Here is a 24,687-nt window from a genome sequence, read left to right on the forward strand (position 1 = left end):
ACGGCTTTAGAAGCGTTCGTGTTCGGCCAAGTAACGCCACTGGCCGGGCGCCAAAGCCGTCATCGGCACACGGCCGACACGGATGCGCTTGACCGAGCGGATCTGCAGCCCGGCGCTTTCGCACAGGTAGTCGATCTGGCCGGGGCGCTCACCTTTCAAGGCAAAGCGCAGTTTGGTCTCGGTTGCGTCCTCGTTCTGGCTGCTGACGCTGACCTTGGCGGGCGCCAGCAAGCGCTCGTGGTACTGCACCGGGTCGGCCAGCTTGCGCAGCATGCCGGGGGTGACTTCGCCCGCCACCTCGACGATCACCTCGTGCTCGATCAGGTCCGCATCTTCTTCCAGCTTGCGCACGACACGGCCGTCCTGGGTGTAGACCACCAGGCCGCTGGCCCGGCTGTCCATGGGCGTGGCCAGGCGCAACTGGGCGAAGTGTTTCTTCAGGGTGCGGATGCCGGAACGGTCGTCCGGCGTATGGTTTTCGCGCGTCAGCAGCGCCAGCGCGGCCTGTGCTTTGGGGCCCGGGCCGGCATCCAGCCCCGCGGTAAAACCCACGGGCTTGTGCAGCAGCAGGGTCACTGTCGGCGGCGCCAGCAAGGTGGCGTCCGGGTCGACCTCGATCTTCTGCGTGGTGACGCGGAACATCGGCTCCTCGACCAGCTGCCCATCCACCCGCACCCAGCCGCCTTCGATGTACTGCTCGGCCTCACGGCGGGAGCAGGCCAGCTGTTCAGCAAGGCGTTTGGCAAGACGAACCGGTTCGGTCATGGAGGGCTTACTACAGAATTAATAGCTGCTCACGCAGGTGGAATAAGCGCTAGCGGCCTAAAAAGCTTAAAGCTTACGAGCTGAACAGGAAGTTCATCACGTCGCCATCCTTGACCACGTATTCCTTGCCTTCGGCGCGCATCTTGCCCGCGTCCTTGGCGCCCTGTTCGCCCTTGTGGGCAATATAGTCGTCAAACGCAATGGTCTGGGCGCGGATGTAGCCCTTCTCAAAGTCGGTGTGGATCACGCCGGCCGCCTGCGGGCCGGTATCGCCCACGTGGATGGTCCAGGCGCGGACTTCCTTCACGCCGGCGGTGAAATAGGTTTGCAGGCCCAGCAGCTTGTAAGCAGAGCGGATCAGGCGGTTCAAGCCGGGCTCGGTCTGACCCAGTTCTTCCAGGAACATCTGGCGGTCCTCGTCGCCCATCTCCGACATTTCGGCTTCCAGCTTGGCGCTGATGGCGACCACGGGTGCGTTTTGCGCGGTGGCATAGGCGGTCAGGCGGTCCAGCATGGGGTTGTTCGTGAAACCGTCTTCGGCCACGTTGGCCACAAACATCGCCGGCTTGGCGGTGATGAAGAAAAACTGCTGCAACAGCGGCAGCTCTTCCTTGCTGAAGTCCAGCGTGCGCACCGGCTTGGCTTCGTTCAGCGCGGCCTGGCATTTCTCCAGAATGGCGACCAGCTTGATCGACTCCTTGTCGCCGGAGCGCGCGGTCTTGGTCACGCGGTGCAGGGCTTTTTCGGCCGCCGCCAGATCGGCCAGGCAGAGCTCGGTCTGGATGACTTCGATGTCAGAGATCGGGTCAACCTTGCCGGCCACGTGGATCACGTTGTCGTCTTCAAAGCAGCGCACCACATTGATGGTGGCGTCGGTTTCGCGGATGTGGGCCAGGAACTTGTTGCCCAGGCCTTCGCCGGTGCTGGCGCCGGCCACCAGGCCGGCGATGTCCACAAACTCAACAACCGCCGGCACGATGCGCTCGGGTTGGACGATCTCGGCCAGCTGGGCCATGCGCGGATCGGGCACTTCCACAATGCCGACATTCGGCTCGATGGTGCAGAAGGGGTAGTTTTCCGCGGCGATGCCCGCCTTGGTCAACGCGTTAAACAGGGTCGATTTACCGACGTTGGGCAGGCCGACAATGCCGCACTTCAAGCTCATAAAAATCCTTTGGAACACCCCCGGTCTTGCCCACTGCGTGTGGCCGCCAACCCCCTTGCAGGGGGCGTTTATTACTCGCCAGGGGTGGCGTAAACAACCGTCTAGTGTATGCGACGGGGGTTAGTCGAACTTGTAGTCCGCAGCAGCGGCTTGGCCGGTGCGCAATTCAAAGTCCACGCCGTCCAGCACGATGGCGTTCATGCCGAAGGCCACGGCACCGCCCACCACCGCGGTCTGGCGGTAGGTTTGCAGCATGTCGCCCACCGTGGGTGTGCTGATGGCAGTACGGGGGTCGATATTCGGGATCGGGCAACGCGGGCAGGGTTTGACCATGCGCAGCCGGGCTTCGCCCTGGGCGGTGGTCACCAGCAACTCGTCCAAGCGGTCTTCGTCGTGCGCGTCGATGCCGGACAGCACGATATTCGGGCGGAAGCGCTGCATGCCGACCTCGGCTTCGCCGGCCGCGGCCAGGCGCTGGTTCAGCCCGTCCAACGAAGCCTCGCTGATGACCAGCACTGCGTAGCCGTCGGAAAACTGGTTCAAACCCTCGGCATCGCCCGTCCACTGCGCGCTGGACAGCCGACGGTGGTCGGGGTTGAAGCGCACCAGCCGCAGGCTTTTACCCAAAAAGTCGCTGAACCACTGCGCGGCGACATCGCCCATGTCATACGCGGCCACGGTGTCTTTCCATACCGTCGCCTGCACGGGTTGCTCTACTTTATCTAGCGCGATGTGCAGAGCCAGCATGCCGGGAGCCCGTAAAACCATCTCAAAAGTCTTCAACTCGGGCTGGACCAGGGCCATGCGCGGCAGTTCGCGCTGGGTCACAAACACGCCCTGCGCGTCCACCACCATCCAGGCGCGGTCGAACTCCAGCCCGGTTTCCGTCAGCGTGGCCTGGGGCAGCTCCACCCCGGCGCAGGATTTGATGGGGTAGACAAACAGGCGGGTGATGGTGGCGCTTACGTCCATGGGGCGAATCCTTGGGGCAAATTCCAACATTGTGCCCGCCTCCTACAATCCCAGGACTGGACTTGGCACCCGCCGGGAGCCCCGTCCACCCAGACTTATTTATATGGCCCAACCCTTTGACATTTGTATCCGCGGCGCCGGCATCGTCGGCCGCACCTTGGCGCTGCTGCTGGCGCGCGACCGGCTGAGGGTGGCCCTGGTAGCCGACCCCGCGCACGCCGCCGCAGCCGACGACGTGCGCGCCTACGCGCTGAATGCCGCATCGCACAGCCTGCTCGAATCGCTGCGCTGCTGGCCCGACGCCGCCCACGCCACCACGGTGCAGCAGATGCATATCTGGGGAGACAAAGGCGGCGAGGTCCAGTTCGACGCTGCCACCCAGGGCGCTGCGGCCCTGGCCTGGATCGTCGACGTGCCCGCGCTGGAGGCCCGCCTGGGGGAAGCCGTGCGCTACCAGCCCATGATCGAGGTGGTTGCCGCGCCGGTCTCCGCCACGCTGACGGTGGTTTGCGAAGGCAAGGCCAGCGCCACCCGCACTGAGCTGGGCGTGGAATTCGACACCATGCCCTACCACCAGCAAGCGATTGCCACCCGGCTGACCTGCGAACACGGGCACGGCCAGATCGCCCGGCAGTGGTTCGACAACGGCGAAATTCTGGCTTTTTTACCCCTGCAAGGCGAAGCCGGGAACTCTGTGGCCGTGGTGTGGTCTGTGCAGGAGGACCGGGCAGCGGCGCTGCTAGCGCTGCCGCCCGAAGAATTTGCGCAAGCCCTGCAAACCGCCAGCCATGGCACCCTGGGCCATCTGACGCTGGACGGCCCGCGGGGCGCCTGGCCACTACACAAGGCGCAAGCCACCCGCTGGATTGGCAGCCAAGGCAAGAGCGCTTGGGTGCTGGCCGGCGATGCGGCCCACACCGTGCATCCGCTGGCCGGCCAGGGTCTGAACCTGGGCCTGGGCGACGCCGCCCTGCTGGCGCAGGTACTGCACGAACGGGACTACTGGCGCAGCGTAGCCGACACCCGGCTGCTGCGGCAGTACGAGCGGGCGCGCAAAACCGCGCTGCTGGCGGTAGGCGGCGCGACCGATGGTTTGCAGCAGTTGTTTGCGCGCGGCGACGCCACGACGCAAGGCCTGCGCAATTGGGGCATGAGGGGGTTTGAGCGCAGCGGCGGGGTGAAATCCTGGGTCGCGCGGCAGGCCATGGGATTAAAAACGCTCGGCTAAGAGCTTAGGTAGAACGCATATGACATTCTTGAAATTCGCAGCGGCCACGGCCATCGCCCTGGCCTGCCTGGGCGCCCAGGCCCAAGAGGCCACCATCCGCAAGAACCTGGCCGAGCGGATTCCGCAAATGCCCAAGATCGATGAGGTCAGCAAGAGCCCGATGGCCGGCCTGTACGAGCTACGGGTCAACGGCAGCGACATCATGTACACCGACGCCGAAGGCAACTTCCTGATCCAGGGCAACCTGATCGACACCAAGCTGCGCCGCAATCTGACCGAAGAGCGGGTCGAAAAGCTCAGCGCCGTGGACTTCGACGCCCTGCCCAGCAAGGACGCATTCACCATCGTGCGCGGCAACGGCAAGCGCAAGATCGCAGTGTTCGAAGACCCGAACTGCGGCTACTGCAAACGCTTCGAAAAAGACATGCAGAAGATCGACAACGTGACGATCTCGCTGTACCTGTACCCCATCCTCAGCGCCGACTCCACCGACAAATCGCGCAATATCTGGTGCTCCAAAGACAAGGCCAAGGCCTGGACCGACTGGATGCTGCGCAACCAGACGCCGACCCAGGCGGCGGCCAACTGCGACGCGCCAGCGCTTGCCCGCAACGTCGAATTTGGCAAAAAGTACCGCATCACCGGCACGCCGACGCTGATTTTTGCCGACGGCTCGCGCATCCCTGGCGCGATTCCGTCCGAGCAGGTCGAAGAGCACCTGGCCAAACTCAAGAACTAAGCGGCTGGCCACCCTCCCCCACGGGACGGCGTGGCGTTTTCAACACAGTCGCTAGCCGCTGGCGCGCAAGGCTTGTAAAAGCCTTGAGAATCGCGCCCATGCAAAAAACAACTACCGAGATTCTGGTGCAGCGCCTGGCCTACCTGGGCCTGCTGCCCTATGTGCTGCTGGCAGCGCTGGTGTGGATGGTGCCGGCCGACCTGCACCCCTTCATCGCCATCGCACTGGTCGGCTACGCCGCCGTCAACGCCGCGTTTCTGGGCGGCATCCACTGGGGCATAGGCCTGCGCCTGGCTGCGCCGACGCCGCGCTGGCATGTGGGCTGGGGTGGTGTGGTGATGTTGGTTGCCTGGGTCGCCGTGGTCATGCCCGCCTACGCCGGCCTGCCACTGCTAGGCCTGCTGCTGACGGTTTGCTGCGTGGTCGACCACAAGACCTGGCCCGGCGCCGAGCTGTCCGCCTGGCTGCCGATGCGCCTGCACACCACGGTGGTGGCGGTGCTGAGCTGCCTGCTGGGCGCCGCCGGCACCTAACAGGCAAAGACAGGTATGGGCCGTGGGGTATTCTTAGCCCCATGCCTACATCCTCAGCGCCCTGCCCTGTCCATTACCGCGTGGAGCTTGCCGACCTGCACGCCCATCTGTTCCGCGTCACGCTGACCATCGCCCAGCCCGCAGCCGTCCAGCGCGTGTCACTGCCGGTGTGGATTCCGGGCAGCTACCTGGTACGCGAGTTCTCCAAGAACCTGCAGCACCTGCAAGCCCGCCAGGGCAAGCGCGCCGTGCCACTGCAGCAGCTGGACAAGAACAGCTGGGAGGTCACGGCCAACCCCGCCAAGCCGCTGGTGCTGGTATGTGAGGTCTACGCCTTTGATACCTCGGTGCGAACCGCCTGGCTGGACGCAACCCGCGGCTTCTTCAACGGCACCAGCCTGTTCCTGCGGGTGCACGGCCAGGACGACGCCGCGCACAGCCTGGAGCTGGTAGCGTCCAAGCCCATCGCCCATTGGTCGGTGGCCACCGGCCTGGCAGCCACCGATGTCGACAGCGCCGGCTTCGGCCACTACCAGGCCAACAACTACGACGAGCTGGTCGACTGCCCGTTCGAGCTGGGCAGCTTCTGGAGCGGCGAATTCAAGGCCGGCGGCGTGCCGCACCGCTTTGTGGTGGCGGGCGCCCCGCCCTCGTTCGACGGCACGCGGCTGCTGGCCGACACCAAGGCCATCTGCGAGGAAGAGATCCGCTTCTGGCACGGCAAGCAGCGTGGCAGCAAAGCCCCGCACAAAAACTACGTCTTCATGCTCAACGCAGTGGACGACGGCTACGGTGGACTGGAACACTGCAACTCCACCGTGCTGGTCTGCAATCGCCGCGACCTGCCGCGCACTACAGAAGCCGATGGCAAAAAGCCCGCCATGCCGCCCAAGCGCGGCGAGGGCTACACCACCCTGTTGGGCCTGATCAGCCACGAGTACTTCCACACCTGGAACGTCAAGCGCCTGCGGCCCGCCGAATTTGCGCGCTACCAGTACGACGCCGAGCAGTACACCCGGCTGCTGTGGTTCTTCGAAGGCTTCACCAGCTATTTTGATGATCTGCTGCTGCGCCGCGCCGGCCTGCTGGACAACGCGGGCTACCTAAAGCTGCTGAACAAGACCATCAACCAGGTGCAGCAAACCCCGGGCCGGCTGCTGCAGTCCGTCACCCAGGCCAGCATGGACGCCTGGGTCAAGTACTACCGGCAGGACGAGAACACACCCAATGCCACCGTCAGCTACTACACCAAGGGCGCGTTGGTGGCCCTGTGCTTCGACCTGACCCTGCGCGGCGAAGGCCAGACCACACTGGACGAGGTGATGCGCACGCTGTGGACCCGCTGCCAGGGCGGGCCGATGCGCGAAACCGACTTTGCCGAGGTGCTGGCCGCGCTGGGCGGCCGCAGCTTCGACGCCGAAATCCAGGCCTGGGTGCACGGCACGGCCGACCTGCCCTTGAAAGACCTGTTGGCCGGCCACGGCGTGGCGGTGTTCGAAGATCCAGCCCAACTGGCCCAGCGCCTGGGCCTGCGCGTGGGCGAAAGCCAGGGCGTACAGGTCAAGGTCGTCATGCGCGGCGGTGCAGCCGAACAAGCCGGCATGGCAGCAGGCGACGAATGGTTGGCCGTGGAGCTGGCCGACGGCAGTGGCTGGCGCATGTCCAAGCTGGACGACCTGCTGCTGTATGCAGGCCCGGCCCGGCAAGTCACGGCCCTGGTGGCGCGCGACAAGCGCCTGCTGCGCCTGCCGTTGACCCTGCCCTCGGTGGCCAGCACCACCACCTGGCGCCTGGCCGCAGAAACCCCGCGCAGCATCACCGCCTGGCTGGAGTCCAGCCCCGAATAATTTATACAAAAACAGGCTCTGGCGCAGACTCCACTAGCGCCAGCAGCTATTTTTAATATAGCAAACCGTTTTCTTTTGAACCGAGGCGCCCCATGGACTACACAACCATCACCGTACGTACCGAAGCCGACAAGGTTGGCATCGTCACCCTGAACCGGCCCAAGCAGCTGAACGCGCTGAACGACCAGCTGATGGACGAGCTGGGCCATGCGCTCAAGACTTTCGACGCCGACGAAAACATTGGCTGCATCATCGTCACTGGCAGCGAAAAAGCGTTTGCCGCGGGCGCCGACATCGCCACCATTGCCAGCCTGAGCTTTGCCGAGGCCTATAAAACCGACTTCGTTTCCAGCAACTGGGAAACCATCCGCAGCGTGCGCAAACCGGTGATCGCCGCCGTCAGCGGCTTTGCCCTGGGCGGCGGTTGCGAGCTGGCCATGGCCTGCGACTTCATCATCGCCGCCGACAACGCCAAGTTCGGCCAGCCCGAAATCAAGATCGGTGTGATCCCCGGCGCCGGCGGCACCCAGCGCCTGCCGCGCGCCGTGGGCAAGTCCAAAGCCATGGACATGGCCTTGACCGGCCGCATGATGGACGCCACCGAGGCCGAGCGCAGCGGCCTGGTCAGCCGCGTCGTGCCGCTGGACCAGTTGATGACCGAAACCCTGGGCGCGGCGCTGATGATCTGCGACTACGGCCAGCTGGCCGTGATGGCCGCCAAGGAGGCGGTGAACCGCGCGTTCGAGGGCGGCCTGAGCGACGGCATCATGTTCGAGCGCCGCCTGTTCCACGCGCTGTTCTCCACCGCCGACCAAAAGGAAGGCATGGATGCCTTCATCGGCAAGCGCAAAGCAGTTTTTACCCACAGCTGAACAGCCGCCTAAAAACCGGTATATAATTTCGGGCTGTTGGTGATATAGCTCAGTTGGTTAGAGCGCAGCATTCATAATGCTGATGTCGGTGGTTCAAGTCCACCTATCACCACCAAAAACACTTAAAACCCGCAGAGCTACCGTTCTGCGGGTTTTTTCCGTTTCGGGCTCCGTTTTACCCAGCACCCCCATGAAATCGAACTTCTTCCGCGCCGCGCTCGTACTCGGCCTGCTGTCCGCGATTGGCCCCTTCGCCATCGACATGTATCTGCCGGCGCTGCCGTCCATCGGCCAGAGCCTGAACGCGTCCATCGGTGCGGTGCAGGCCAGCCTGATGGCCTTCTTCATCTCGCTGGGCATAGGGCAGCTGATCTACGGGCCAGTGTCCGACATGGTGGGTCGCAAGGCGCCGTTGTATTTCGGGCTGGTGCTGTTTGCTGTCGGCAGCGTGGGCTGCGCACTGGCGCCCGACATCCACACCCTGGTGGTGCTGCGCTTTATCCAGGGCCTAGGCGCCTGCGCCGGCATGGTGGTGCCGCGCGCCGTGGTACGCGACCTGCACACCGGGCACGATGCCGCACGGCTGATGTCGCTGCTGATGCTGGTGTTCAGCGTATCGCCCATCCTGGCGCCGCTGGCTGGCAGCTTTCTGATCGAGTGGTTTGGCTGGCGCAGCGTGTTCTGGGCAGTGACCGTAGCCGCCGGCCTGGGCTTGGTGCTGCTGGCGACCAGCCTGCCCGAAACCCGGCCGCAGTCCGAACGGGTGGACAGCACGGTGCGCAGCGCTCTCGCCGCCTACGGCGTGCTGCTGCGCGACCGGCATTTCCTGGGCCTGGTGTTCATAGGCGCGTTCGGCATCTCCAGCTTTTTTGCCTACCTGGCCAACTCGTCCTTTGTGCTGATCGACCACTACGGGCTGACGCCGCGCCAGTACAGCATGGCATTTGCGGCCAACGCAGCCTCCTTCATCGGAGCCTCGCAATTCACCGGCAAGTTGAGCCTGCGCTTTGGCCTGGTGCCGGTGGTCAAGGTGGCGGTGATCGGCTATGCGGCGCTGATGGCCTTGCTGCTGGCGCTGAACCTGGCCGGCATCGACCAACTGGAAGTGATGATGGTGCTGCTGTTCATTGGCTACGGCTTTCTCGGCCTGGTGGTGCCGACCACAGCCGTACTCGCACTCGAAGAGCATGGCGCGATTGCCGGCACCGCATCGGCGTTGATGGGCACGCTGCAGTTCGTCACCGGGGCGGTAGTGATGGCCTTGGTCGGGCTGTTTGTCGACGGCAGCGCCCGGCCGATGATCGCGGGCATCGCCGGCTCGGCATTGGTGGCGTTTGTATTGACGCGCAGCACCCTGGGCGGGCACCGTGCCGTGCCCGCGGCCACACCTTCGGCCTGACATCAGGCCAGTAACCGGGCCTCGGTCTCGCCGTATTTCAGCGTCCGTTCATCGGCGTTGAAACAGCCAGTGTGCTCGTCGCGGCCTTGCAGCAGAAAGCGCGCATCCGGCAGGCCTAAAGTGGCGGCGGCCTGCTGGCTGTTCTGGCCGATCACGCCGGCTTGCAGGCGGTTGATGATCACGCCCAGCCTGGTATCGGCAAAGTCTTTCATCATCCAGGCATCGCCATCGCTGTCGCCAAACACCAGGGCCGGGCCATAGCCTTTCTGGGCCACAAAAACATTCTGGATGCCGATGGTTTTGCCTGGACCCCAGTTGAAATGCCAGTCTTTTTTATACACATTGGTGTATTTGCCATTGGCCATTTCCAGTTTCAGGCCGAGCACGTTTTCGGCCGGGATGTTGTAGCCATAGACAGGGTTGCTCGCAAACACCCGCACCACATCGTCAATCGATGCGGTGGAAACATGGACATCGATGCCATTGGCGCGCAGCGCAGCCATCAAGGCCACAATTTCCGCATGTACCCGCATGCCGTAGAAATGCACCGGGGCCACACGGCCGGCACGGCCCGGCTGCTGCTCGCTGCTGGGAATCGCGGCCTGGTGCAAGCTCTCGGCCAGGTTGTAGGTAATTGAATCGGCCACCATCGCCTGCAGCTCGGCGGGCGTGAAGTTCTTATAAAAGTAAATGATCCACTTGTAGCCCACCTCCATCGGGTAGGTGTCGCACAGGGCGCCATACAGGTAGTAGAACTTGGCGCGGAAATTCTGGAACTGCGGGGTTTCGCGCAGCGCGGCCAAGGGCTGCGTGCCGCCCAGCGCTGCGCAGTGCGCGTACAGCCAGGCATAGGCTTCGTCGATGTCGGCAGCCAAGTCGGCCATTGCCACCGGCTGGCCGTCGAGGTTGGTGTAGTCAGGGTGGAACATGCCGTCGGGCACGCCTTGGCGCAGCACCTCGGCAAACTCTGCAGGCGTCAGCTTAAACAGCAGGTTTTCGGCCTGGTACAGCAGCAAGGACTCCTCGGTGTCGTTCATGATGCAGGTGTTGTCCCAGTCGAACACCGCATAGGGTTTGCGAGCCGGGTTGTAGTCTGGGCTGCTGTTGCCTACAGTCTGCAGCAGCTGGTTGATGGCACGGCGGTTGGCCGCCGACCAGCCCGCGGGCTGGTCGGGCAAAACAGAGGTATCGATCGCCATACTCAGACTACTTCTTCCAGTACGAGGAGGTTGTCGAAAGAGAAGCCGAGGGTGATGTTCTCACCGCGCTGCGGCAGCGTACGGTGGGGGTCGTTGAACACGTCCAGCGAGATCACTACCGTGTCCATGCGCACCCGGATACGCACCACGGCGCCCAGGAAGTTGACCTCCTCCACCGTCGCCGCCAGCGAATTGCGACCCGGCGTGGGCCCCTCCAGCGCGATGGCTTCGGGGCGGATTGCCAGCGCCCGGGTTTGCCCGGTCACGGCACCTTGTATGGAATTCGAAGTCACCAATGGCTGGCCATTGACCGATATCTGGCCGGCCGCGGCATCCACCACCACACCCGACAGCAGATTGAGGGTGCCGACAAACGAGGCCACGAAACGGGTGCGCGGAAAATTGTAGACCTCGCTGGGCGTGCCGATCTGCTCGACCCGGCCTTCGCTCAGCACCACAATGCGGTCGGAGATCGACAAGGCCTCTTCCTGGTCGTGGGTGACGAACACCGAGGTGATGCCCAGCTCGCGCTGCACGGCCCGGATTTCCTCGCGCAGCGAGACACGGATCTTGGCGTCCAGGGCCGACAAAGGTTCGTCCAGCAGCAGCACCTGCGGCTTGCCAGCCAGCGCACGGGCCAAGGCCACGCGCTGCTGCTGGCCGCCGGACAGCTGCCAGGGGTAACGCGCACCCAGGGCCGCCAGGCCGATGAGCTTGAGCATCTCGGTCACACGCACGTGGATCTGCTCCACCGGCATCTTAGCCACCTTGAGGCCAAAGCCAATGTTCTCGGCCACGGTCATATTGGGGAACAGCGCATACGACTGGAACACCATGCCGATGTTGCGCTGGCTGGTCGGCGTGTGGGTGACATCCTTGCCATCGAACTTGATGACCCCGCCGGACGGCCCCTCGAACCCCGCCAGCATGCGCAGGATGGTGGTCTTACCGCAACCCGAAGGGCCGAGAAAGGTAATGAACTCACCGCGTTCGATGTCCATGGTGAAGTCGTGCACCGCCGTTTGGTTGCCGAAGACTTTTTTCAGATGGGAGATTTCAAGGAAGGCCATGCGCTGCTTTTCTGTAGACGGAATTTATTGCTTGGCGTTCTTGGCATTGCGCCCGAACACTTGGATCAGGCCCATGGAAGCCCAGGTGATCAAGAAGGCCATAATGGCCAGCGCCGATGGCTCATACGCCTTGTTGGCACCCACCAGCTGCAGATACGGGCCAAAGGCCGGACGGTTCAGCAGGCTGGCCATGGTGAACTCGCCAATCACCACCGCGAAAGTGAGGAACGAGCCCGACAAGATCGCCGAGCGCACATTCGGGAAGATCACCTTGAACAGGATGGTGAAAGTGCCGGCGCCCAGCACCTCGGCTGCCTCGGTCAGGGTACGCACATCGATAGTCCGCAAGCCGGTATCGATGGAGCGGTACATGTACGGTAGGGACAAGGTGACATAGCTGCAGACCAGCAGAAAGTCGGTCGCCCGCTCATTGCCGGTCAGCGGTATCCACGAGTTGCTGCCAAAAATACGCAGGTAGCCAAACACGATGACGATGGCCGGAATCACCAGCGGCAGCAAGGTGATGAACTCGACCAGCGGCCGCAGCTTGGGCAGACGCAACTGCACCCAGTAAGCGGTGGGCACCACCAGCAGCACACCAACCACAATGGTCACCAGCGCCATCACGATCGAATAGCCGAACGTGGCCTGGAACTGCGGGTCGCCAAACACCACGCGGTAGGCCTCGAAGCTGTACTCGCCACGTAGCATGCGCAGGCTGAACTCAAAAGTGGCGATCAGCGGAATCAGGAAGTAGCTGGCACCGACGCCTATGGCGATCCAGGCACCCAACCGAGAAGTAGGTTTCATGTGCGCCCCTTTTCCGATTTGCTGCGCAGCCAGATATAGCCCGCATTGGAAATACCGGTGATCACCACCATGCCCAGAGCCAGCGCGTAGCCCAGGTTCGGGTTGTGCAGCACGTCGCCACGGATCTGCGCGAACAGCAGAATCGGCACGATGTTCAAGGAGCTGCCGGTCAGTGCATAGGCCGTGGCCACCGCACCAAAAGCATTCGCAAACAGCAACAGCATGGCGCCCATGATGCTGGGCCACAGCACCGGCAGCGCCACATAGCGCCAGTAGTGGTAAGCCGAGCCGCCCAGGCAGTCGCAGGCCTCGCGCCACTCGCGTTTCAGCCCTTCAAGGGCAGGCGAAACGATCAGCACCATCAGGGGAATCTGGAAGTACAGATAGGTCAGCGTCAGCCCGGTAAAGCTGAGGATGCTGAAGCCGGTGGAGTACAGATCGAACCCCAGGTACTTGCGCATCAACGCGGTGACCAAACCGACCCGACCCAAGGTGGCCAGGAAGGCAAAAGCCAGGGGTACGCCGGCAAAATTGGAAGCCACGCCGGAGAAGGTCATCAGCGTAGGCCGTATCCATTCGGGCAGCTTGCCTTGCACCGCAGCCCAGGCCAGCAGAAAGCCGATGATGCCGCCGCCCAAAGCCGAGGCAGCACTGATGCGGAAGCTGATCCAGTAGGCGTTGAGAACGTTGTCGTCCGCCAGGCCGCGGATATTGGCCAACGTGAAGTGGCCGGCTTCGTTCTGGAACGCGCCGACCATCAGGTAGGCGGTTGGCAAAATCAGAAACAAGGTGGCGAACACCAAGAACGGCAACACGCCCAACCAATGCCAATTCAGCCCGCCACCGGGCTTGGGCGGCGCAGCAGCGGGCCCAGAAGTCAAAGAAGTAGTCACGTACGCTGCGCCTTTCAGCCAAGCACCAAACCCACCAGGGAGCGGGTGCAGCCGCTTCGGCCGCACCCGCGCTATGAACGCACCAGGCGTTCGGCGCTTACTTCACAGCAGCGCCAACCACCGTATCCCATTGCTTGGTGATCACTTCCTTGGCTGCGTTCTGCTGGTCCAGCGTGGGGAACAGCGCCTTGGCGTAGCCTTCGGCCGGTGGCAGTTTGTCCAACATGGCTTTGGGCAGCTTGTTCTTGGCTACCAGGTCGTTGAAGCGGATGGGGTGGCAGTAGCCGTCCAGCCAGGCGATCTGGCCTTCGTCGGAATACAGGTATTCCATCCACAGCTTGGCCGCATTGGGGTGGGGAGCGTAGGCGCTGATGGCCTGCACGTAGACACCTGCAACCACGCCGGTCTTCGGCACCACTACCTGCACCTTGGGATTGCCCTTGAGTGCATCGCGGTCGGCCAGGGCGTTGTAATCCCAGCGGATGATGATCGGGGTCGTGCCTTGCGCTAGCGATGCGGCTTTGCCGATCACCGGCACAAAGTTGCCGGCCTTGTTCATGTCGGAGAAGTACTTCAGGCCGGCATTGGCGGCTTTGGCGGGGTCACCACCACCAGTGGATATACCTGCGGCAAACACACCCTGGATAGCCTGGTTGGCGGAACGCGGATCGCCTGCCAATGCCACGGCATTCTTGTAATCAGCCTTCAGCAAATCACTCCAATCGGTTGGCACCTTGCTGACCAGGTCGGTGTTGACCTGGAAGGCCAGTACGCCGTAGTAGTCACCGTACCAGTAGCCTTCTGGGTCCTTGGACGAATCGGGGATGGTGGCCCAGTTTGCCACCTTATAGGGTTGCAGCAAACCGGCCGCCTTGGCCTGCGGACCAAATGACAAACCAACGTCGATGGTGTCGGGCGCCTGTGGGCCCTTGTTGTCCTTATTGGCCTTGATGGCTTCCAGCTCATCGCCTGAGCCGGCGTCTGGATTCAGCTCATTCACCTTGATACCGTACTTGGCCTTGAAGGCATCGATCATCTTGCCGTAGCCACACCAGGAACGCGCCAAGGCGATCACCGTCAACTCGCCCTCGGCTTTGGCCGCAGCGATGAGTTGGGCCGACTGGGCTGATGCGCTTTGTGCGCCACCCAGTGCTACGGCTGCGGCTGCTGATACAGCAAGAACTTTGAACATTTGACGCGGCATATCACTTCCTTTTGGTTATCCGTTAGAAACACATTTGACGGTGAAAGATCAGGGCCCCGCGAACGACCTCGGCGTGACGGCAAAGCCAGCACCCTCGGCAACAGCATTCGCAAACACCCAGCCTAGGCTGGCGATGTGGTCGCAAAATGTAAGTTCTGCTTACCCCGATTGCATACTAATAGCCCCCCTGAGCTTGCGCAATCCTAGTGGCGGTTTATGACCAATCCGCGACCATTCCGTGACATCAAGCAATATGTGGGCCAGAAAACCAGGGGATTTCATGCGCCAAAAGTGCTGCGTTACTATGCTGCTCCCGAGCTGCAACCGGGCCAAACGGCGAGCAATATCCGGGGCCGCCACTTTCTAAATTCGTCCTACAAAAAACAACAGAGATCCGATGCGCGACACCTTGCTTGGCCTTAGCTGGTACCAGATCATGCTGTGGGGCTGCATCTTCTTTGGCAGCCTGTACTGGGGCATGGGCGCACTCAACCAACTGATTACCCACCATCTGATGCCCACCTTGGGCCATGGCCGCACGCTGGACCCGCGTCCGCTAAGCCCCGGCCAGCGCGCGCGGGAGCAAACCCAATCTGCCCGCAGCGTACTGCTGTTTGGGTTGGGCAGCGTCGTGCCTTGGAGCTTTCTGCAATGGGGCTGGGCCGGGCTGGCAGTCAACCCCAGCGGATGGCAGATAGCACTGGAGATTGGGGTATTGGTGGTATGGAATGAAGTGCATTTCTATGCCAACCACTGGCTGCTGCACACCCGGTGGTTGCGCCGCTTCCACCTGCTGCACCACCGCTCGGTGGTGGTGACGCCGTGGTCCACCTACTGCTTCCATCCGGTGGAAACCCTGATGCTGGGCAATGTGCTGTTGTTGCCCATGCTTATGCACGACTTCAGTGTGTGGGCGCTGCTAAGCGTGCCGGTGTTCAGCATCGTCTTCAACAACATCGGCCATTCGAACTTCGACTTCTTGCCGGATGCCGACCGTGACCGTTGGTGGCTCAACGGCGCCCGCCGCCACCACCTGCACCATGCGTGCTACCACGGCAACTTTGGCTTCATGTTTCCGTTCATGGACCGATTGTTCGGCACCGCGCTGCCACCCGATGCGGCCCAGGCGCAGATCGCCCGCCATGGGCGCAAGCCCTGAACATGCTGCACTCTCCGCGTGACTGGCAGTCTGTGCTGTACCTGCTGCTACTGCCTGCGCTGGCGGCCTGGCAATGGCGTTATGGCTTTACCTGGTGGGTATACCTGCCCATGCTGTTCTTGACGCTGGGCATCAGCGTGGTCCACCACAACCACGCACATCTGAAGATGTGGCGCAGCCGCCCGCTGAACCGTGTGACCGACATCTGGCTGAGCCTGCTGCAAGGCCACCCCGGTTTCGTATTCCACGCGACCCACAACGCCAACCACCACCGCTACCGCCATGGGCCACGCGACGCGGCCCGTACCTACCGGTTTGGGGGCGACACCAACCACCTGGTCGGCTATCTGCTCCACCCGTTTCAGGCTACGGCCGCGCTGTATCCGCTGTTCTTTCGCTGGCTGGCCCGCTTGCAGCGCCGGTCGCCGGGAGCATTTCGGTATTGCCTGCTGCAATACCTGCTGGTGGGCGGCTTGTGGGCCGGCTTGGCCTATCTCGACTGGCAGAAGTGGCTGCTGTTCATCTGGACTCCACAGCTGCACGGACTGCACTGGCTGCTAGCCACCAACTACCTGCAGCATGCGCATGCAGACGGTGGTTCACGCATGGATTTCGCCCGCAACTTCGAGGGTTGGCTGAATCCGCTGCTGTTCAACATCGGCCTGCACACCGCCCACCACCTGCATGCACGCGCACACTGGTCCAGCTTGCCGATCCTGCACGCACGCTACCGCGGCCAGATTCACCCAAGGCTGAACTGCGGCGGACTGGTTCCGTATATGTTCACCACCTTTGTGCTGGGCCCGCTGCTGCCGCGTTGGCGCAGCCAGTCCCTGATGCAAACCACCGAGACTTCTTGATGCCCACCCGTTTTGAACGCGTCTATATCGAATCCGCCGGCTACTTTCTGCCTGGCGCACCGGTCAGCAATGCGGAGATGGAAGCCTTCATTGCGCCGATCAACCGCATCTCCGGCCGCATCAAGGCGCGCATCCTGGCCGAGAACGGCATCCAGTCGCGCCACTACGCGATCGACGCAGAAGGCAAAACCGTCATCTCCCACGCCCAAATGGCGGCCGCAGCAGCACAGGACTGCCTGGCGCGCGCCGGGGCCCGTATGGCCGATATTTCGTTGCTCAGCGTCGGTTCATCGGGTGGCGACGCGCTGATGCCAGGCTTTGCCAACATGGTGCAGGGCGAGATGGGCGCACCGCCGATGGCGACCCTGTCCAGCCAAGGCGTTTGCGCGGCCGGCGTCAGCGCCTTGCTGCACGCGGCCCAAGGGATTGAGCTGGGCGCCCACCACCAAGCCCTGGCGGTCTCCGCAGAAATGCCCTCACGCATGTTCAAGCGCAGCCGGTTTGGTCCGCGCGGCTACCAGAGCGATTTCGACGCGCATTTCCTGCGCTGGATGCTGTCGGACGGCGCCGGCGCCCTGCTGCTGGGCGATCGCCCGCTGGGGCTGCACGGCGCCAATGGTGCGGCCGGACGCTCCGGGGTGCGGCTCAAGCTGAATTGGATCCACCAACAGAGCTTTGCCGGCGACTACCCGGTCTGCATGCAGCTGGGCCTGAGCGAAGACCGCAGCACCTCGTTCCTCGACTACCCCAGCGCCAGCGAGGCCGAGGCTGCGGGCGCTCTGTCGCTGCGCCAGGACATCCGCCTGCTGCCGCATTTGTTCGATGTGTCCATCCACGAATACGTCAAACTGGTGAATGCGGGCTGGGTGCAATCCAGCGAGGTCGACCACTTTCTGTGCCATTACTCGTCCGAGAAATTCATCCCGGTCGTCGCCGACCTGCTGGCCAAGGCCGGGCTGGAGATTCCACGGGAGCGCTGGTACAACAATCTGCGCAGCCGCGGCAATACCGGGGCGGCGTCGATCTTCATCATGCTGGCCGAGTTCATCGACACGCATAGCCTGAAGCCGGGTGAAAAAATCCTCTGCTTCATTCCCGAATCCGGCCGCATCAGCGCCGCCTACATGCTGCTGGAAGTCGAGGCCGCCAATGCCCCGGTCACCCGCTCCGCGCCCGAGCCCGTCGCCCGCCCGGTCGACTCCATCGCTGCGCCACACGACCCGCAGCACGCGCCGGCCCCGCTGCAGCCACTGCTCACAGCCCTGGCCGGCATCTGGCATGGCTACCGCTCCCAGGTATGGCGCAGCCCGGTGATCCACAAGCTGGTGGCCGGGCAATTCAGCACCGCCGACTACCGCAACTGGACGGCCCAGTGGGTGCCCCAGGTGCGCGAAGGCAGCCGCTGGATGCGCGAGGCCGTTTCCGCGCTGACCGGGCCATTTGCCGAGCTCGGCGCGCTGATCGAAACCCATGCCAGCGACGAGCAGGACGACTTCCAGATCCTGTACCGAGACTACCTGGCGGCGGGCGGCAGCCTGCCGCTGGACGGCCTGCGCCGCAACCCCGGCGGCGAGGCGTTGAACAGCTACCTGCACGCCCTGGCCGCCACCGAGAATCCGCTGGGCTTGCTGGGTGCCATCTACATCATCGAGGGCACGGGCCAGCGCATCGTGCCCGCCCTGCTGCCGCTGCTGCGCCAACAGCTGCCGCTGCCGCCCAGCGCTTTCCGCTTCCTCGAATACCACGGCGCCAACGACGAAAACCACCTGGCCCGCTGGCTGGCCGCGGTGGAAATCACCCTGGCGCTGGACCCGTCGGCCGCAGAAGCGATTCTGCAAACCGCCCGCCATACCGCCCAGCTGTACCTGATGCAGTTTGAGCACATCGCCTAAGCCATGAAAAACCCGCCCGACTTCCTGACCCAAGCCCACGACCCGCTGGACCCCAACCCCTGGCTGGCGCTGTACCTGGACCAGAGCACGCCGCTGCCCGGCCATGTGAAGCAGGCCTGGCTGGCCGACTCATGCTCGGTGTCGCGGCAGTTTCTGCTGCCCTTTGTGCGGCCGCTGGCGCGTACCTGCATTGTGTTGATCCAGGTGGTCAAAGCCTTTCTGCCGCGGCGCTGGGCGGCATCGCGCCTGCTGCACTGGCTGCTGGCCGAAGGCCTGAAGCGGCTGGTATCGCCCGAGGCCAACTGGCTGGTGATGCGCCACTTCCACCTGGGCGGGCAAATTCTGGAGTTCATCGCCAAGAACGCCCCCACGCCCGTAGCCACCGCACCGCTGCAGCCGCTGCGCCTGGACGATCTGAAAGACGACTTCTTTCTGAAGCACGACCTGAACCTGTTCAACTTCGTGATCCGGCTGAACCAGGCCTTGCGCGCGGCCGGCCAGCAGCTGCAGCCGGTGGCGCAGCCGGACTTCAGCATGGTGCAGGAGCCGCCGATGGCGCTGGCGGATTTCCCCCATGGCCGATTGAACAAGATAGACCTGCAAACCGCCATCGAGTGCTTCACGCCGATCTACCAGCTGTTCCTGACGGACAACGACTTCTGGCGCGCCGCCAATTCGCTGCAGTTGGACGAAACCGTGGGCATCTACGTGGCCACCATTCTGAACACGCCGCAGCACCTGATCCTGCTCAACAACAAGCACCCACTGGTGCCGCTCAGCACCCTGCGGGCCGGCCACCGCCTGGTGGTCCATGGCCTGTCGACCGAGATGCTGCATGCGCTGCTGATGCAGATGAAGGCCGCGCAGGCCGCCGAGGCGCCGCCAGCAGCCGATTCCAGCCCCTCACGGTAAAATCCGCCCTCCACCAGCCTCTGGATGTACACCACGAACCGCTGCATGACTATCCCAGCCCCAACCCCATCAGCTATTAAAAATATAGCTACTTGCGCAGTACTTTCCTGCGCTAGCGCCTTATTTTCTTTAAATTCCTGGGCTCAGGCCCGGGAGTTCCCGGCCGCTGCCTTGCGCGGCTCGCTGGAAGTGACGGTGCCACCACAGGTTGTGCTCGATGGCAAAGTCGACCAGCTGTCGCCTGGCGCCCGTATCCATGGCACCAACAACATGCTGCTGCTGTCGGGCAGCCTGGTGGGCCAGAAGGTCAAAGTGAATTACATCCGGGAAATCAACGGCGCACTCTCCGAGGTGTGGGTGCTGACCGAGGCCGAGGCTGCGGTTAAACGGCCTACCGCCAATCCCTCTCGCTTCTTTACCTTTTTCGATTAAAGCCTGGGCCGCTGGTCGGCCCTGCGCACTGTGAGTTTCCCATGTCCAAAAAAGTCTTTATCAAAACCTTCGGCTGCCAAATGAACGAGTACGACTCGGACAAGATGGTCGATGTGCTGCATGCCGCCCAGGGCTACGAGGCCACGCAGAACGTAGACGAAGCCGACCTGATCCTGTTCAACACCTGCTCGGTGCGCGAGAAGGCGCAGGAGAAGGTGTTCAGCGACCTGGGCCGCATCAAGCACCTGAAGAAAAAGGGTGTGCAGATCGGCGTAGGCGGCTGCGTGGCCAGCCAGGAGGGCGCGGCCATCATCGCCCGCGCGCCTTATGTAGACGTGGTATTCGGCCCGCAAACCCTGCACCGCCTGCCCGAAATGCTGAACCAGCGCGCGCTGCAAAGCCGCCCGCAGGTCGACATCAGCTTCCCCGAGATCGAAAAGTTCGACCACCTGCCGCCGGCCCGGGTCGAAGGCGCCTCCGCCTTCGTCAGCATCATGGAAGGCTGCTCCAAGTACTGCAGCTACTGCGTGGTGCCGTATACCCGCGGCGAAGAAGTGTCGCGGCCGTTTGAAGACGTGCTGGTGGAAGTCGCCGGCCTGGCCGACCAGGGCGTGAAAGAAGTGACGCTGCTGGGCCAGAACGTGAATGCCTACCGCGGCACCATGGGCGGCACGGCCGAGATCGCCGACTTCGCGCTGTTGCTGGAATATGTGTCCGACATCCCCGGCATCGAGCGCATCCGCTACACCACCAGCCACCCGAATGAATTCACCCAGCGGTTGATCGACGCCTATGACAAGCTGCCCAAGCTGGTCAGCCACCTGCACCTGCCGGTGCAGCACGGCTCGGACCGCATCCTGATGGCCATGAAGCGTGGCTACACCGCTATGGAATACAAGAGCACGGTGCGCAAGCTGCGCGCCATCCGCCCCGATATGGCAATGAGCAGCGACTTCATCGTCGGCTTCCCGGGTGAGACCGAGGAAGACTTCCAGAAGATGATGAAGCTGGTGCACGACGTGGGCTACGACAACAGCTTCAGCTTCATCTTCAGCCCGCGCCCCGGCACGCCAGCGGCGAATCTGGCCGACGACACGCCGCACGCCGTCAAGCTGGCGCGGCTGCAGCACCTGCAGACGGTGCTGAACGACAGCGTGCGCTCCATTGCCGCCAGCCGCGTCGGCACGGTGCAGCGGATTCTGGTCGAAGGCCCGTCGAAACGCCCTAGCGCTGAGGGGCTGGAGCTGATGGGCCGCACGGAATGCAACCGCGTGGTCAACTTCCAGGGCCAGCAGCGCCTGGTCGGCCAGATGGTCGATGTACGGGTGACTGAAGCGATGTCGTTCTCGCTGCGCGGCGAGATCCTGGTGCAGGAAACCGCGGCGGCGGTCTAACTGTCGAGTTCGGCGCGCGCCATGTCGGCGTCCAGGTGCTCCATGGCATCCAGCGGCGCGGCGGCGGCGGCCTGCTCATAAAGCCGGGTGGCCTCGGCCATGCGCGGCTCGCCGTCCAGCATCACCAGGGCATTCGCGTATTCAACCATCGCAATCGCCGAGCCGGGGTTCAGGCGCAAGGCTTCCTGCAGCAGCTTCAAGCCCACGTCCTTGCGTACGCCATAGGTCATGCTACCAATCAGGGGGCCGACCTTGTCGATTACCTCGGCATGGAAGGCGCCCAGAGCGATGTGGGCACCCACATGGTGCGGCTGCAGGCGGATGGTTTTCTCCAGCGAATCCTTGACCTTGCCGCCCAGACCCCGCGCCAGCGCTTTGGCCACACTGATGCCTTGGCTGTAACGGCCCAGTGCATAGGCGTGCCAGTACCAGGCATTGGCATTCTGGGGATCGGCCTGCGCCTGGGCTTGGGCGCGCTCGGCAACGTCCATGAACAGGTCCAGCCGGGTCTTTTCATGCGGCTCCAGATAGGTGGCGTAGATGCTGATGGCCTTGTTGGCCACGGTATAGCCCGGGCCCCCGATCTGCAGCCCGGCATCGGCCGCCTTCTCGAACTCGCCGTTGTGGAACAGGGCCCAGGCCTCCAGCAGCGGCGCATCGGTGGGCAGCGGTTCGGAGTCGCCGCGGTGCAGCCGTTCCCAGCTCTTGGCGGTGCTGGCCGCATCAAACGCATATTCGCCCGGGTGGGGGAAAGTAGTCCATTGGGCCATGGCGTGTCTCCTGGGTGAATGGACGGGGTTCAGGTCGCGGTTTGGGCGGCCGGGCTGGCGTAAGCAGACACAAGGGTCCGCAAATGCTGGCGCTGGCTGGGCTCCAGGTAAGGCAGCAACAGGTTCAGCACATGGTGGGCACCGCGCAGCAAGGCCTGCTGGGCGCTTTCGGCCTCCAGCGCATGGCGCGGGTCGCGCACATACTCAAAGCTCAGCCAGTAGGTGAGCATGACCACCATGCTGGTCGCCGTGGCCTCGGCCTCGCGCGCGTCTATCTGCAAGGCACCGGCCTGGGCCATGCCGTCGAGCAGGGTTTGCAAGGCGCGGGTCTTGTGCTTCAGCACACCCTGGAAATGGGTCTCCAGGTGCCGGTTGTTGCTCAGCAGGTCGTTGAGATCGCGGTACAGGAAGCGGTACTGCCAGATCAGCTCGAACAAGGTGTGCATGAAGAACCAGGCGTCTTCCACGTCGCGCACGCCGTCGCTGGCGCTGAGCAGCTCGGTCAGGCCGCTCTCGTAGCGGTCGAACAGCGCGTTGATCAGCTCTTCTTTGGCGGGGTAGTGGTAGTACAGGTTGCCGGGGCTGATGGACAGCTCGGCCGAGATCAGGGTGGTGGAGACATTGGGCTCGCCGAACCGGTTGAACAGATCCAGCGTGACCTCCAGAATGCGTTCTGCGGTGCGGCGCGGCGCTTTTTTCGCCATGGATGTCTTCCCCCGTTATGGAAGACTGCACTCTACCCCAGGCATTCCGATAGTGGCACTAGGGATCGCGCTAGTGCATCCACAAACCCAAGGAAGAAATCAGGCGTCCGGCTTGGCCGCGCGGGCGGGTTTGGCCTTGGCGGTGGACTCTTGCTGGGCCACCAGGGTTTGCACCAGCTGGCTCAATTCTTCAATCCGGGCCGTCAACACCTCGACATCGCGGGCGGATGGCACGCCCAGCTTCTTCAAGGCCTTGGCCACCCGGTCCTCGAAAATATTCTCCAGCTTGTCCCACTGGCCGGTGGCGCGTTCAGAAATACCCTGGGCCATGCTGCTCATCTTGTTGGCCGCTTCGGCGAGCTTTTCTTCGGCCATGGCCTGCGACTTGGTCTGCATGCCGATGCCGTCTTTCACCAAGGCTTCAAAAACTTTGCTGCCCTCTTCCTGCGCCTTGGCAAAAGCACCCAGCCCTGCCAGCCAGATTTGCTGGGCCGAATCCTTGACGCTGGGCTTGGGGGGTACGTCGGAAGGGTTGTCGCCGGCGGGGTTTTGTTGTTGCTTGTCCATGGGGGTCTCGCAAAGTGGGGTGGTTGGTTAGCCACAGTCCGGAGGGACTGCGGTGCATGGCAAGCACTGTACGCAGTGTCATACGCCGGGTGTAGGTACAGCATCCTAAATAGCTAGAGCGACCGCTCTAAGACTATGCAGCGAATTGACTCCATTCCAGTGGGATAAACTTTATGCGCTAAAGCGCTGAGTTGCACAGGAGTGCCAGCGCCATGTTCTACAAGGAAAATTATGATTCTCGTCACCGGCGGCGCCGGCTTTATTGGCGCCAACTTTGTGTTGGACTGGGTGGCGCAGCAGGGCGAACCGGTAGTCAACCTCGACAAGCTCACCTACGCCGGCAATATCGAAAACCTGGCCAGCGTGCAGGCCGACAGCCGCCACATCTTCGTGCAAGGCGATATTGGCGACAACCCACTGGTCACCCGTTTGCTGGCCGAGCACCAGCCCCGCGCCGTCATCAACTTCGCGGCCGAGTCGCATGTAGACCGCTCCATCCACAGCCCCGAAGCCTTCATCCAGACCAATGTAGTGGGAACTTTCCAGCTGCTGGAAGCCGTGCGCACCTACTGGGGTGGCCTGGAAGGCGAGGCCAAAGCCGGATTCCGCTTCCTACATGTGTCCACCGACGAAGTCTATGGTTCGCTGGCCGCCACCGACCCAGCGTTTACCGAATCCCACCCCTACGAGCCGAACAGCCCGTATTCGGCCAGCAAGGCTGCCAGCGACCACTTGGTACGTGCCTACCACCACACCTATGGCCTGCCGGTGCTGACCACCAACTGCAGCAACAACTACGGCCCCTACCACTTCCCGGAAAAACTGATCCCGCTGATGGTGGTGAATGCGCTGGCAGGCAAGCCTTTGCCGATCTACGGCGACGGCCAACAGGTGCGCGACTGGCTGTATGTCAAAGACCATTGCAGCGCTATCCGCCGCGTGCTCGAAGCCGGCCGCCTGGGCGAAACCTATAATGTCGGCGGCTGGAACGAGATGCCGAACCTGGACATCGTCCACACCGTCTGCGGCCTGCTCGACAGCCTGCGTCCGCGCGCTGACGGCCAGAGCTATGCCACCCAGATCACCTATGTGACCGACCGCCCCGGCCACGACCGTCGCTACGCCATCGATGCCAGCAAGATCGAGCGCGAACTCGGCTGGAAGCCGGCCGAAACCTTCGCCACCGGCATCCGCAAAACCATAGAGTGGTACCTGGCCAACCCCGAATGGGTGGCCCGCGTGCAAAGCGGTGCCTACCGCGACTGGGTGCAGACCAACTACGCAGCCCGCGCCGCATGAAA

General features: G+C 63.1%; 24 protein-coding genes and 1 tRNA gene. 14 read left to right on the plus strand and 11 right to left on the minus strand.

The features are described from left to right. Positions 1-6 precede the first annotated feature (6 nt). From BLT66_RS17720 to BLT66_RS17730, 3 genes are all read right to left on the minus strand, one after another. Entirely contained in the window at positions 7-765 is a 759-nt protein-coding gene (locus tag BLT66_RS17720) for an RNA pseudouridine synthase (RefSeq protein WP_092759546.1), read from the minus strand. A 73-nt stretch (positions 766-838) separates the two neighbouring features. Next, complete coding sequence (gene ychF / locus BLT66_RS17725) at positions 839-1,930, minus strand: redox-regulated ATPase YchF (protein ID WP_092759548.1); 1,092 nt, start codon at positions 1,928-1,930, stop codon at positions 839-841. 120 nt (positions 1,931-2,050) lie between these two features. After that, positions 2,051-2,902 (minus strand): MOSC domain-containing protein, encoded by an 852-nt coding sequence (locus tag BLT66_RS17730; RefSeq protein WP_092759550.1) that lies wholly within the window; start codon positions 2,900-2,902, stop codon positions 2,051-2,053. A gap of 103 nt (positions 2,903-3,005) precedes the next feature. On the opposite strand from BLT66_RS17730, the gene BLT66_RS17735 reads away from it, so the two are divergent. The 7 genes from BLT66_RS17735 (at position 3,006) to BLT66_RS17765 (ending at position 9,520) form a co-directional block, all read left to right on the plus strand. Then, the gene (locus tag BLT66_RS17735; RefSeq protein ID WP_092759552.1) at positions 3,006-4,130 is read left to right on the plus strand and encodes an FAD-dependent monooxygenase; all 1,125 of its coding nucleotides are present in this window, start codon (positions 3,006-3,008) and stop codon (positions 4,128-4,130) included. Positions 4,131-4,149: 19 nt separating this feature from the next. Then, entirely contained in the window at positions 4,150-4,869 is a 720-nt protein-coding gene (locus tag BLT66_RS17740) for a DsbC family protein (RefSeq protein WP_092759554.1), read from the plus strand. A 98-nt stretch (positions 4,870-4,967) separates the two neighbouring features. Next, on the plus strand, positions 4,968-5,402 hold the full coding sequence (locus BLT66_RS17745; protein WP_092759556.1) for a DUF3429 domain-containing protein: 435 nt from the start codon (positions 4,968-4,970) through the stop codon (positions 5,400-5,402). A 41-nt stretch (positions 5,403-5,443) separates the two neighbouring features. After that, positions 5,444-7,249 carry a M61 family metallopeptidase gene (locus BLT66_RS17750; protein WP_092759558.1) on the plus strand — a complete coding sequence of 602 codons (1,806 nt, stop codon included), beginning with the start codon at positions 5,444-5,446 and terminating at the stop codon, positions 7,247-7,249. 92 nt (positions 7,250-7,341) lie between these two features. Next, a complete protein-coding gene (locus BLT66_RS17755; RefSeq protein ID WP_092759560.1) occupies positions 7,342-8,121 on the plus strand; it encodes an enoyl-CoA hydratase in 780 nt (259 codons plus the stop codon). 38 nt (positions 8,122-8,159) lie between these two features. Further along, positions 8,160-8,236: transfer RNA gene (locus BLT66_RS17760), tRNA-Met, on the plus strand. 75 nt (positions 8,237-8,311) lie between these two features. Next, complete coding sequence (locus BLT66_RS17765; RefSeq protein ID WP_092759562.1) at positions 8,312-9,520, plus strand: multidrug effflux MFS transporter; 1,209 nt, start codon at positions 8,312-8,314, stop codon at positions 9,518-9,520. A gap of 2 nt (positions 9,521-9,522) precedes the next feature. Here the strand turns inward: BLT66_RS17765 and BLT66_RS17770 are convergent, their stop codons facing one another. From BLT66_RS17770 to BLT66_RS17790, 5 genes are all read right to left on the minus strand, one after another. Then, complete coding sequence (locus tag BLT66_RS17770; protein ID WP_092759564.1) at positions 9,523-10,719, minus strand: haloacid dehalogenase-like hydrolase; 1,197 nt, start codon at positions 10,717-10,719, stop codon at positions 9,523-9,525. A gap of 2 nt (positions 10,720-10,721) precedes the next feature. Continuing rightward, the gene (locus BLT66_RS17775; RefSeq protein WP_092759566.1) at positions 10,722-11,789 is read right to left on the minus strand and encodes an ABC transporter ATP-binding protein; all 1,068 of its coding nucleotides are present in this window, start codon (positions 11,787-11,789) and stop codon (positions 10,722-10,724) included. Between the two features lie 24 nt (positions 11,790-11,813). Further along, positions 11,814-12,599: an ABC transporter permease gene (locus BLT66_RS17780; protein WP_092759568.1), complete on the minus strand. Its 786-nt coding sequence runs from the start codon at positions 12,597-12,599 to the stop codon at positions 11,814-11,816. After that, entirely contained in the window at positions 12,596-13,480 is an 885-nt protein-coding gene (locus BLT66_RS17785) for an ABC transporter permease (RefSeq protein ID WP_255406978.1), read from the minus strand. Before BLT66_RS17785 ends, BLT66_RS17780 begins: the two co-directional genes overlap by 4 nt. A 109-nt stretch (positions 13,481-13,589) precedes the next feature. Next, on the minus strand, positions 13,590-14,696 hold the full coding sequence (locus tag BLT66_RS17790; RefSeq protein WP_092759570.1) for an ABC transporter substrate-binding protein: 1,107 nt from the start codon (positions 14,694-14,696) through the stop codon (positions 13,590-13,592). Between the two features lie 397 nt (positions 14,697-15,093). On the opposite strand from BLT66_RS17790, the gene BLT66_RS17795 reads away from it, so the two are divergent. The 6 genes from BLT66_RS17795 to miaB all read left to right on the plus strand — a co-directional run bounded on the left by BLT66_RS17795 (position 15,094) and on the right by miaB (position 21,345). Beyond that, a complete protein-coding gene (locus BLT66_RS17795) occupies positions 15,094-15,855 on the plus strand; it encodes a sterol desaturase family protein (RefSeq protein ID WP_092759572.1) in 762 nt (253 codons plus the stop codon). Positions 15,856-15,857: 2 nt separating this feature from the next. Next, the gene (locus BLT66_RS17800) at positions 15,858-16,715 is read left to right on the plus strand and encodes a fatty acid desaturase (protein WP_092759574.1); all 858 of its coding nucleotides are present in this window, start codon (positions 15,858-15,860) and stop codon (positions 16,713-16,715) included. Continuing rightward, entirely contained in the window at positions 16,715-18,607 is a 1,893-nt protein-coding gene (locus tag BLT66_RS17805; protein WP_092759576.1) for a StlD/DarB family beta-ketosynthase, read from the plus strand. The genes BLT66_RS17800 and BLT66_RS17805 overlap by 1 nt, the downstream gene beginning before the upstream one ends. 3 nt (positions 18,608-18,610) lie before the next feature. Continuing rightward, positions 18,611-19,519: a DUF6999 family protein gene (locus BLT66_RS17810; protein ID WP_092759578.1), complete on the plus strand. Its 909-nt coding sequence runs from the start codon at positions 18,611-18,613 to the stop codon at positions 19,517-19,519. Between the two features lie 195 nt (positions 19,520-19,714). Next, a complete protein-coding gene (locus BLT66_RS17815) occupies positions 19,715-19,951 on the plus strand; it encodes a hypothetical protein (protein WP_255406979.1) in 237 nt (78 codons plus the stop codon). Positions 19,952-19,992: 41 nt separating this feature from the next. Next, a complete protein-coding gene (gene miaB, locus BLT66_RS17820; protein ID WP_092759580.1) occupies positions 19,993-21,345 on the plus strand; it encodes a tRNA (N6-isopentenyl adenosine(37)-C2)-methylthiotransferase MiaB in 1,353 nt (450 codons plus the stop codon). Here the strand turns inward: miaB and BLT66_RS17825 are convergent. From BLT66_RS17825 to BLT66_RS17835, 3 genes are all read right to left on the minus strand, one after another. Then, on the minus strand, positions 21,342-22,115 hold the full coding sequence (locus tag BLT66_RS17825) for a tetratricopeptide repeat protein (protein ID WP_092759582.1): 774 nt from the start codon (positions 22,113-22,115) through the stop codon (positions 21,342-21,344). The genes miaB and BLT66_RS17825 overlap by 4 nt on opposite strands. Positions 22,116-22,144: 29 nt before the next feature. Continuing rightward, positions 22,145-22,819, minus strand: coding sequence for a TetR/AcrR family transcriptional regulator (locus tag BLT66_RS17830; protein ID WP_092759584.1), 675 nt, complete (start codon positions 22,817-22,819; stop codon positions 22,145-22,147). A gap of 99 nt (positions 22,820-22,918) precedes the next feature. Continuing rightward, the gene (locus tag BLT66_RS17835) at positions 22,919-23,386 is read right to left on the minus strand and encodes a phasin family protein (RefSeq protein ID WP_092759586.1); all 468 of its coding nucleotides are present in this window, start codon (positions 23,384-23,386) and stop codon (positions 22,919-22,921) included. A gap of 231 nt (positions 23,387-23,617) precedes the next feature. Here BLT66_RS17835 and rfbB point away from each other — a divergent pair, with 231 nt between their 5' ends. Beyond that, complete coding sequence (rfbB, locus tag BLT66_RS17840) at positions 23,618-24,685, plus strand: dTDP-glucose 4,6-dehydratase (RefSeq protein ID WP_092759588.1); 1,068 nt, start codon at positions 23,618-23,620, stop codon at positions 24,683-24,685. The last annotated feature ends 2 nt before the right edge of the window (positions 24,686-24,687 follow it).

It is taken from the genome of Rhodoferax sp. OV413, assembly GCF_900104385.1.
In the GTDB taxonomy this organism is placed as follows: domain Bacteria; phylum Pseudomonadota; class Gammaproteobacteria; order Burkholderiales; family Burkholderiaceae_C; genus Rhodoferax_B.